Source organism: Bacillus sp. V3-13, assembly GCF_002860165.1.
In the GTDB taxonomy this organism is placed as follows: Bacteria; Bacillota; Bacilli; order Bacillales; family Cytobacillaceae; genus Bacillus_BJ.
On record NZ_PGUZ01000098.1, the window covers coordinates 1 to 9,475 of the forward strand.

Annotated in this window: 9 protein-coding genes; 3 read left to right on the forward strand and 6 right to left on the reverse strand. The window is 39.1% G+C overall.

Features of this window, described 5'->3' with window-relative positions; translation table 11 throughout:
* Positions 1-72: 72 nt before the first annotated feature.
* From CU633_RS22105 to CU633_RS22115, 3 genes are read left to right on the forward strand one after another with little or no spacing between them, the layout of a single operon-like run.
* Positions 73-564 carry a tyrosine-type recombinase/integrase gene (locus tag CU633_RS22105; protein WP_180955080.1) on the forward strand — a complete coding sequence of 164 codons (492 nt, stop codon included), beginning with the start codon at positions 73-75 and terminating at the stop codon, positions 562-564.
* Positions 561-1,541: a tyrosine-type recombinase/integrase gene (locus CU633_RS22110; RefSeq protein ID WP_101662705.1), complete on the forward strand. Its 981-nt coding sequence runs from the start codon at positions 561-563 to the stop codon at positions 1,539-1,541. Before CU633_RS22105 ends, CU633_RS22110 begins: the two co-directional genes overlap by 4 nt.
* A complete protein-coding gene (locus CU633_RS22115) occupies positions 1,528-2,544 on the forward strand; it encodes a site-specific integrase (RefSeq protein WP_101662706.1) in 1,017 nt (338 codons plus the stop codon). The genes CU633_RS22110 and CU633_RS22115 overlap by 14 nt, the downstream gene beginning before the upstream one ends.
* Positions 2,545-2,668: 124 nt before the next feature.
* Here CU633_RS22115 and istA (CU633_RS22120) read toward each other — a convergent pair whose 3' ends face one another.
* The 6 genes from istA (CU633_RS22120) to CU633_RS22150 form a co-directional block, all read right to left on the reverse strand.
* Positions 2,669-3,400 (reverse strand): IS21 family transposase, encoded by a 732-nt coding sequence (gene istA, locus CU633_RS22120; RefSeq protein WP_219620986.1) that lies wholly within the window; start codon positions 3,398-3,400, stop codon positions 2,669-2,671.
* Positions 3,401-3,910: 510 nt separating this feature from the next.
* Positions 3,911-4,666, reverse strand: a complete 756-nt coding sequence (gene istB / locus CU633_RS22130; RefSeq protein WP_180955081.1) for an IS21-like element helper ATPase IstB — start codon at positions 4,664-4,666, stop codon at positions 3,911-3,913.
* On the reverse strand, positions 4,663-6,213 hold the full coding sequence (gene istA, locus CU633_RS22135) for an IS21 family transposase (protein ID WP_101662707.1): 1,551 nt from the start codon (positions 6,211-6,213) through the stop codon (positions 4,663-4,665). The genes istB and istA (CU633_RS22135) overlap by 4 nt, the downstream gene beginning before the upstream one ends.
* A 143-nt stretch (positions 6,214-6,356) precedes the next feature.
* Positions 6,357-6,479 carry a helix-turn-helix domain-containing protein gene (locus CU633_RS22140; RefSeq protein WP_219620987.1) on the reverse strand — a complete coding sequence of 41 codons (123 nt, stop codon included), beginning with the start codon at positions 6,477-6,479 and terminating at the stop codon, positions 6,357-6,359.
* Positions 6,480-6,722: 243 nt separating this feature from the next.
* Complete coding sequence (locus tag CU633_RS22145; RefSeq protein ID WP_101662708.1) at positions 6,723-7,700, reverse strand: SDR family oxidoreductase; 978 nt, start codon at positions 7,698-7,700, stop codon at positions 6,723-6,725.
* A gap of 1 nt (position 7,701) precedes the next feature.
* Positions 7,702-9,084, reverse strand: coding sequence for a nucleotide sugar dehydrogenase (locus CU633_RS22150; RefSeq protein WP_101662709.1), 1,383 nt, complete (start codon positions 9,082-9,084; stop codon positions 7,702-7,704).
* Positions 9,085-9,475: the final 391 nt, after the last annotated feature.

A 9,475-nucleotide genomic window follows, 5' to 3' on the forward strand; every position in this document is an offset into this window, starting at 1 on the left:
AATTTTCTGCCATGCCTGGCTCAAATCTTCGCATAAGTGGTTCATTTTATCTGCAATATTCAAAGACTTGGCATGCGTGCTTCAGATATCTGTGGCTTGACGTTTGACAACCTAAATTGGCAGACAGATACTATAGAGTTCATCGTGAAAAAGACCGGAGTGTCGGCTGTTTTACCATTACTCAATGAAGTTGGCGAGGCTATAATCGATTACATTAAGTTTGGTCGTCCCGATTCTAAAGATAAACATGTATTCCTTCGTATGCAAATACCGTTTGTCGCATTGAAACCTTCTGTTCTGCACGGTATTGTATCGACAACCTTAAGAAACGCTAATATTACATTACTGCCTGGTAAGCGCCACGGACCACATGCACTACGGGCAAGTCTTGCAAGCGCGATGTTGGATAATAATACACCTTTGCCTGTTATCTCAGAAGCTCTCTCCCACAAAAACACCGATACTACGCGAGTCTATCTGAAAATTGATTTGCAGCATTTGCAACAATATTCGCTGGAAGTTCCTGCTCTCAGTAATATTTGGATGGGAGGTGTTACAAAATGACCATCAATTTTAAAGGACCGTTTGCTGGGTTGATCCAAGAGTTTATTGAGTTCAAACGTTCTATGGGATTTAAATATATTAAAGAAGAACAACACCTTCGGCGTTTCTCTGAATTTAGTTTAGAGTTTAGATTAAAAGAGCCAATCCTTACAAAAGAAATATCAGATGCATGGTGTATAAAGAGACCACATGAAAACCAAAGAAGTGGCACTGAACAAAGAATAACTTGTTTAAGACAATTCGCACTTTATTTGATATCTATTGGCTATAATGCTTACATCCCTGTATCTATTACAAATAAAAAAAGTCGGAAATTTAAATATGTTGCATATGTATATACTCACGATGAAATTGATAAAATTATCAAATATAGCGATCGAATTTTTCCCAATCGCCGTTCAACGATGCACTTGGTAATGCCTGTCTTAGTCCGGCTCCTATATAGCACTGGTATGAGAATAATGGAAGCCCTCAAATTGCAAATGAAGCATGTTGATTTGATTAACGGTATTTTGTTGATAGAGAATGCAAAATACAACAAAGATCGGCTTATCCCCTTATCTACTTCAATGTTTAATGTTCTAAAGCAATATTGTGATGTAATGCATCCTCGATACTTCCCCAATGACTATCTTTTTGTTGGAATTACTGGTCCACCATATAGTCACCATAATGTTTATTTGAGATTCAGAGAACTCCTTCAGCAAGCAGGGATACCACATGCCGGGAGAGGAAACGGCCCAAGAATACACGACGTTCGGCATACTTTCGCCTGCCATACTTTACAAGCAGCTGATAAACGGAATGTAGATTTATATGCGGCACTTCCTATTCTTTCGACATATATGGGGCATGAATCAATTCAGGCAACTAGTCAATACTTACGCATGACAGCTGAAGTATATCCCGATATCATGGACGCAGTGAATGCATTGTGCTCTTATGTAATTCCGGAGGTGGAGCATGACACCTACTGATCTGTCCTATCACCTTTCAAAATATCTGTCGGAATTTCTTCCAGGAACACGGGGACTTAGCAGTAATACAATTGCATCAAGACGAGACGCTTTCGCCCTGTTGCTTGGCTTTTGTAGGGATGTAAAGGGCATACCTGTTGAAAAAGTCAAAATCCAAACATTGACCACAAAACTAATAACGGACTTCTTAGATTGGCTAGAAGAAAACCGAGGATGTTGCGCAGCTACACGTAATCAGCGCCTAACATCGATTAAGGCATTCTTTAAATATCTTCAGTCCGTGGCACCAGAACATATTTTGCTTTGCCAACAGATAATGTCTATGCCACTAAAGAAAACAACTACCGGAAATATTGGATATCTAACTCTTGATGGCATTAAGGTCATTCTCGATTCCGTGGATTCAACAACTAGGAGTGGTCGGAGGGATTTGGTCCTACTAAGCGTTTTGTATGACAGTGGAGCCCGTGTACAGGAACTTGCCGACCTGACGGTCGGGGATATCCGCCTTCAAAAGCCGGGGACCATAAGCTTAACAGGAAAAGGTCGAAAAAAACGAATAGTACCTATGATGGAGCCAACTGCCGGATTGCTAAAGCAATATTTGGCAGAGAACAATCTGGACGGTGCGCCACAAAAGCAATATCCTCTGTTCTGCAATCGTTCAGGAGAAAAACTCACTCGTGCTGGAATATCTTATGTATTGAAGAAGTATGTCAACCACGTCAGAGATTTGAATCTAACATTGATTCCTGATGTAGTGTCAGTACATTCTTTTAGGCACAGCAAGGCCATGCACATGCTTCAGGCTGGAGTTCCACTAATTTATATTAGAGATATCCTGGGACACGAAGAAATTTCCACTACTGAAATCTATGCGAGGTGCGACGGAAAAATGAAAAGAGAAGCTTTTGAATCCGCATACTCTGAGATCCACAGCTCCAAACTACCAGTCTGGAAACAGGATGATAATTTGATGGCGTGGCTGAAGTCTTTGTGTTAAGCAATTTTAAATAGATGAAATGTAAAGTTGTTTTGCTAACTACTCATTATTGCGAATACTTTTTCCTCTCTGCTTTACATTTCATTCAACTTTCCATTTCACATAATATGAAAAGCTTTACATATTATGTGATAATCGTATTGAACAGTTGTCTTCTTCCAGGTTGCCAACTCATACGGAGAAGACGGTAATGGAAGCAGCGCAAACTTTTCTTTTGGAATGGCTTTTGATTAAATTCGTTCAGTTTATCCTTTATAGCCTTATTTAATTCTGACAATGAAAAGAATGTCTCATTCCTCAACGAAGCGATAATCCAGGTTGAAACGAGGCCGACGGTCCGTTCTACATTTGCCTTGTCCTTTGGCTGTCTGACCCTGGCGGGCATGATCGCTGTATGATAATGTTCCGCCATCTCCTGATATGTACGATTGATGACAGGATCCGTAGATGAGGCTTTGGTTACACCGGTTTTTAAATTATCAGGAACAATCTTCTGGGCGACACCGCCGAAAAATTCAAAGGCATGAAGATGGGCAGTAATCCAGTTCTCCGTATCCATGGACAGGAAGGCTTTGACATAGGCATATTGACTGCACGGAAGTGCAGCTATAAAGACGTAGGCCGGGATTGCCTCTCCTGTGATGGAATCCTTGAGATATGCCGTTTGTCCAGCCCAGTCCACCTCCATGATTTCCCCAGGCTTCCTCTTAATCCGCATTGTTGCCTTCGACACAGCCGCATAATTGTGATAGAAACGGCAAAACTGGCGATAACTGTACGGAATTTCCTGTCTTTGCCTGCACGCTTCCGAGTATTCGTGCCATAACAATGACAGCGTGACACCGCTTTTAGCCAATTCCTTATGGATGAACTCGCAGTCCGGCTGTTTCCTTAAATCCGACTTGTTCTTTTCGGGGAAGAGAATAGTTTGAAGCTCAGAATCACTGATGTCTTTCTCTAAAGGCCAGGAGACCTCTAGTTCTTTCGCCTTTTTTAGTGATTACGGCCACTAGACTTTACCACCCTTGCCATGTTTTTTACCAATGTCCGCCAAGGAATTTACCATACATCGCCAATGTATGTACCAATGAATGAAAAAAGCCCTACAGATTAACATTTTAATAATCTTGTAGGACTTTTTTTAGCAATCAGTTAATTAGAATCGTTATTGAAGTAATCGGTGATCATTTTTCTGGAACCTTCATAAATATCCTGCTCAGTCCAGCTATGAGGGAAAGGTTCCTCTCCATAGACACCCAAAAGCATTGCCTTTAGTTCCTCAGGGAACGGGCACTAGTTTTTGTAACCAACCCAGTAATAGTAATCCTCGATTTCCTGTAGGTCCTTTCTCGTCATAATTGTCATATCATGCTTCTCCGCCTAATCCATGACGCTCACGCATAGAAACGTCTCCGTCTATTAGGATTTGATAGGAGTCATGGATAATGCGGTCTAAAATAGCCTCCGCAATTGTTTCATTCCCTAATTTTAAATGCCACCCACTAGGATCGATTTGTGAACAGAAAATAGTCGAAGCTACTTTATGGCGGGCTTCAGTGATTTCCAGTAGGATTGCTGCTTCATCTGTTGATAAATCTGTCAGTAGCCATTCATCAAGTATGAGCAGATCGACTTTCGTATATTTTTTGATGCATTTCCGATAGCTTCCGTCTGCAGCCAATTTTGCGAGTGTCAGTTCATCCAGTAATTCCGGTAAGCGAATGTATTTGACAATATAGAATTGGCGACAAGCAGATACCCCGAAAGCAGTAGCTAAGAATGATTTTCCTGAACCAGTGGGGCCCTTCAATATGATATTGTGACTGTCTTGGATATAGGTACCGCTGGCCAGTTTTAAAATCAACTCTTTATCTAGTCTTCGATCCTCGTGATATTCCATATCTTCAATACAGGCATTTGAGTTCAAAAAAGTGGCTGTTTTGATCAAACGTTGAAGCTTATTACTTTTACGACGGGAATGTTCTAAATCGACGAGTAAACAAAAACGGTCTTCAAAACTCATCTTTTGAAATTCTTTGTTCAATGCTTGTTCCTTATAGGCTTCCGCCATACCACTCAATTTCATTTCGTGTAATTTTGTTAATGTTTGTTCATTCATCATTTATCTGTTCCCCCGTAATAAGAAGCTCCACGTGTGAAGCCATAGTTATTTTTGCTGATGTCTGTTTTACGTTTCAGTTCTTGCTCGGCGTCATTCTTTTTGTTGTTCTTCAAAATCGTTTGAATACTTTTGACCGTCGGTCTTTTCGTCATAGAAATAATCATTTTACATGCACGTTCAATTTCATATTTTGTGTACCGACGCTCAGATTTTTTTAACGAAAATATGGACTGTAACGCCTGTTTTTCTGTTTGAGAAGTATCTAGAATGTATTGAACGACGTTCAAGGTTGATGACCCGATACTTTCAGCCCATTCAATCGCAGCTGCCGGCGTTTGATCCACAAATAACTTATGATTATCAGGCATATGGTCACGAATAGTGGATAACTGACCAAACTTCCCATATAATCGTTTATGAGAAGCCACTCGCATATGATTGAAAAAGATTTCAACGAGGTCATCTGAAAGTTTCACCTCGACTTGTCGATTGATATATTCGTATGGAACAGAATAAAACATGCTTTCGACAGAAAGGTGATAGTCAGGACGTACTTTCGCTGTTTTCCATTCAGACATTTTGTAAGGTGCGGTTGGAAGAGGAGAAAGCGCAAATTTCTCCTCTTCTTCAAATGCTGACAAACGACACCCTTTTTTACGAGTAAAGGGTCGCTGATTGAATTCAGCTAATTTCTTCCAAACTTCTTCGTTCAATTCATCGATACTGAAGCAATGTGTATTTCTTAATGCTGCGATAATCCATGTAGAGATAATACCAACAGAGCCTTCAACGCTTGCCTTATCTTTCGGAGTACGAACCCGTGCAGGCATCACGACAGTGTTGTAGTAGTCTGCCATTTCTCTGTAAGTAGAATTTAAGATCAATTCACGTGTGGTATGTTTTGTCACGCTCGCTTTTAGGTTGTCTGGCACTATAATTTGTGTAGTGCCACCAAAATACTTATACGCATGATTATGAGCAGTAATCCATGAATGCGAATCCATCGATAAGGTTGCTTCCGCATACGATAATTGACTGCACGGCAGTGTCGCAACGAAAACATACGCCTTTACCCTCTCCCCAGTATCTCTATCGATGATGAAGGCTGTGGATCCCGCCCAATCGACTTCCATGATTTCACCTGGTTTTCTGCGAATGCGCAAAGTGGCTTTGTACTTGTCTGCGTACTTGCTATAATGACGCAAAAAACTGCGATACGAGTACGGAATCTTTTGATTCGCTCGACACTCAGCTTCGTATTCATGATGGAGAAGCGAAAGCGTCACATTAGGCTTTGCCAACTCTTCATGAATATAATCAAAGTTCAACGGTTGTCGTCCAGAAGCCTCCGAAGTCTTCTCGGGAAAGAGAAATTCCTCAATCCATTGATCCGTCATTTCTTCCTCTAACGGACAGACTAATCCCTTCTTTTCGGCCAGGACGATGACCTCTGTTACTTTTTGACGAGAGTTACCTGTACTTGCGGCAATGCCTCTAAGACTGATCCCCTCATCGTGTAATTCCAATATCTTTCGATAATGAATCATACAAAAAATACCTCCTACATAATAATGACACACCCGAAGGTGTGCTCATTAATTATACAGAAGGCAAAGTGGTAAACAGTCTGTCATTTACTGGTGCATTTTTTGTCATTCGGTGGTAAGAACTATGTCGATAGTGGTACATTTCATTGGCCGTAATCATTTAGCACTTCACTTACGGTATTCCTTGAACAACCGCAGCTGGAAGCAATACTGCGGTTACTGAGGCCCTGGTCGTTGAGTCTCAGGATTTCACGATATTTGATCACAAAAAAACCTCCTGTATAGTAAATTTGCACAATAGCGTGCAAATTCAATTATACAGAAGGTGGCTCTCTTGATGGCAAAGGTGGCTCCGAATTCTGTCCGAGGTGGCTCTGAAATATGGCAGAGGTGGCACTTTTTCATGGCCGTACACACGTAAGAATGCCAACTCCCAAATAAAGTTGAATAAAGCATAGCAAGAGTCCCCAGATAGGCGGGGATTATATGACGCTTATGTATAAATGCGTCTATTGCAAATTCTTCCTATACCATTCTATTGCCGCCATAATCCCTCGCTCGAAACTCCATTCAGGATCATACCCCAATAGCTCTTTAGCTTTACTGATATCAGCATTACTATGCTTAATATCTCCTTTCCGTTCAGGTCCAAAAATTGGCTGAATATCTTTTCCTAATGCATCCAATAACTGAACATAGATATCTATTAAAAACTCTCTTCCTCCATAGGCTATATTATATGCTTGACCTGCAGCTTCATGAACTGCCTTACATGCTTTTAAATTAGCCTCAATTACATTTTCAATGTAGGTAAAATCCCTACTTTGTTTACCGTCCCCATTAATAGTTGGTTGTTCATTATTAAGTAATTGTTTAATGAATTTTGGGATAACAGCAGCATACACACCGTTTGGATTTTGTCTCCTTCCAAACACATTGAAATACCGTAGACCATAGGTGTCTAGACCATACAATTTAGTGTAAAGTTTACCATATTCCTCATTTACCAGCTTAGTAAGAGCATAAGGTGAAAGTAAATTCCCTTCCCGGCCTTCTTGTTTAGGTAAATTCGGTTCATCACCATATACTGAAGAACTTGAAGCATAAACAAACTTTTTTACGCTATTTTGCCTAGCTGCTTCCATCATATTTAACGTTCCCTTTATATTAATCTCTTCATATAGCAAAGGCATCTCTATACTCCTTGGTACGCTCCCCCATGCCGCTTGGTGCAAAACATAATCCGCGCCTTCACAAGCTTTCATACAAGTATCAAGATCACGAATGTCGCCCTCAAAAAATTCAAAATTAAGATTATCCTTAAAAGCATCAACGTTCTCTTTTGTTCCAGTGGAAAAATTGTCAAGCCCTCTAACCTTATAGCCTAATTTAAGTATTACTTCCAATAGATTGGAGCCAATAAAACCTGCGACCCCAGTAATTAAAAATGTAGTTTCCTCTGGAAACTTTATATCTTCATAACCCATTTTATAGCCTCCAATATAAGAAACCTGTATTCTCTGCTTCTATTCGATTAAACATTCCCTTGATGTCCATTAATACACAATCATTTCCATAAACATCTATTTCAGTCTCAGATGTTGCAGCTACCTCATTGATAACTTCTGAATTGATATACCCAGTTGTGCCAAACATCCTTTTTACATCTTCTAAATGAAGAGTTTTAAACTCATCATGCGGAACTGCAAATATTACAGCATCCATCTCTTTTATCTCTTCCATAGCGCATGGATTTATTCTATATTCACGCCATAGATCTTCCTTGTCTGCTAAAGGATCCACAACTTTAACTTCTACCCCGTACTCTTCTAACTCTTTAATCACATCTATGACTTTTGTATTTCGAACATCAGGGCAATTTTCTTTAAATGTTACTCCAAAGATCGCTACTTTTGCCCCATTTATTTGTTTATTTGCCTTAATCATTTTCTTTACAGTACTTTCAGCGACATACTTACCCATATTGTCATTTATTTTTCTACCAGAAAGAATAATCTGAGAATGATAACCCATTTGCTCAGCTTTATATGTTAGATAATAGGGGTCAACACCGATACAATGTCCACCTACGAGTCCAGGGAAGAATTTGAGAAAGTTCCATTTCGTCCCTGCCGCTTCAAGTACTGCCTTAGTATCAATACCCATTTTATTACATATAATCGACAGTTCATTCATAAATGCAATATTAATGTCACGCTGAGAATTCTCAATAACCTTTGCAGCCTCAGCCACTTTAATACTTTCCGCTTTATAGACCCCAGCATCAACAACTAACTCGTATACCTTTGCAACGATATCTAGTGTTTCATTATCCATACCAGAAACAACTTTGATAATGTTTTCTAATCTATGTTCTTGATCACCTGGATTAATTCTTTCTGGAGAGTATCCAACTTTAAAGTCTAATCCACACTTTAGTCCTGATTCTTTTTCCAAAATTGGAACACATATTTCTTCTGTTACTCCTGGATAAACAGTAGATTCAAAAACTACAATAGAACCTTTTGTTAAGTTGTTACCTAGTGTCCTACATGCTGATTCTATCGGGAATAAATCTGGTGTTCGATCTTCTTTTACGGGCGTAGGAACTGCTACGATATGAAATTTTGCCTCTCTAAGCTTTGCTTCATCCGATGTGAATTCCACAATTGTATTCTTGATTACTTCATTTCCAACTTCTTTTGTAGGGTCTATACCATTTTTATATAGATCTATTTTTTTTCGATTAACGTCAAAACCAATTACATCAACTTTCTTAGCAAAAGAAACAGCTATAGGCATTCCAACATATCCTAATCCGATCACAGAAATCTTTTCTTTTTTAGATTTTATAGCTTTATATAGATTCATTTTTTTAACTCCCTTTATATTATGAAAAATAACTTTTTGGAAATGGCTAGTTTTAATAGCTAAACAAAACCGAAAAAACGTGTTTAACATTAAAATAATGTCTTTTCAGTAACTAGGGTATATCGTTCCTACAAAAAAGGGTTGGAAAATATTAGTTTTTTAGTTCAGATCACTAGCTTTGCACTAATTAAATCAAATGATTTGAAATACTGACAATCTTCAAAAATTACTTGTTCAGGCAATAAAAAAATCCTTTACAATGGAAGTACAGGTGGTTCCTGTCCAAATCCAATAGTAAAGGATAACCGCATGGACAAGAATACACTAATAATTTCATCATTTGGTAAATGGGTTTCACCTCTAAATATTCAAAAACTTACTGAACAAGTTG

What these genes read in the sequence shown, in the direction of transcription:
- CU633_RS22105 (WP_180955080.1), top strand. Translation starts at nt 73, where the DNA reads ATGCGTGCTTCAGATATCTGTGGCTTGACGTTTGACAACCTAAATTGG.
- CU633_RS22110 (WP_101662705.1), top strand. Translation starts at nt 561, where the DNA reads ATGACCATCAATTTTAAAGGACCGTTTGCTGGGTTGATCCAAGAGTTT.
- CU633_RS22115 (WP_101662706.1), top strand. Translation starts at nt 1,528, where the DNA reads ATGACACCTACTGATCTGTCCTATCACCTTTCAAAATATCTGTCGGAA.
- istB (WP_180955081.1), bottom strand. Translation starts at nt 4,666, where the DNA reads ATGATGAATGAACAAACATTAACAAAATTACACGAAATGAAATTGAGT.
- istA (WP_101662707.1), bottom strand. Translation starts at nt 6,213, where the DNA reads ATGATTCATTATCGAAAGATATTGGAATTACACGATGAGGGGATCAGT.
- CU633_RS22145 (WP_101662708.1), bottom strand. Translation starts at nt 7,700, where the DNA reads ATGGGTTATGAAGATATAAAGTTTCCAGAGGAAACTACATTTTTAATT.
- CU633_RS22150 (WP_101662709.1), bottom strand. Translation starts at nt 9,084, where the DNA reads ATGAATCTATATAAAGCTATAAAATCTAAAAAAGAAAAGATTTCTGTG.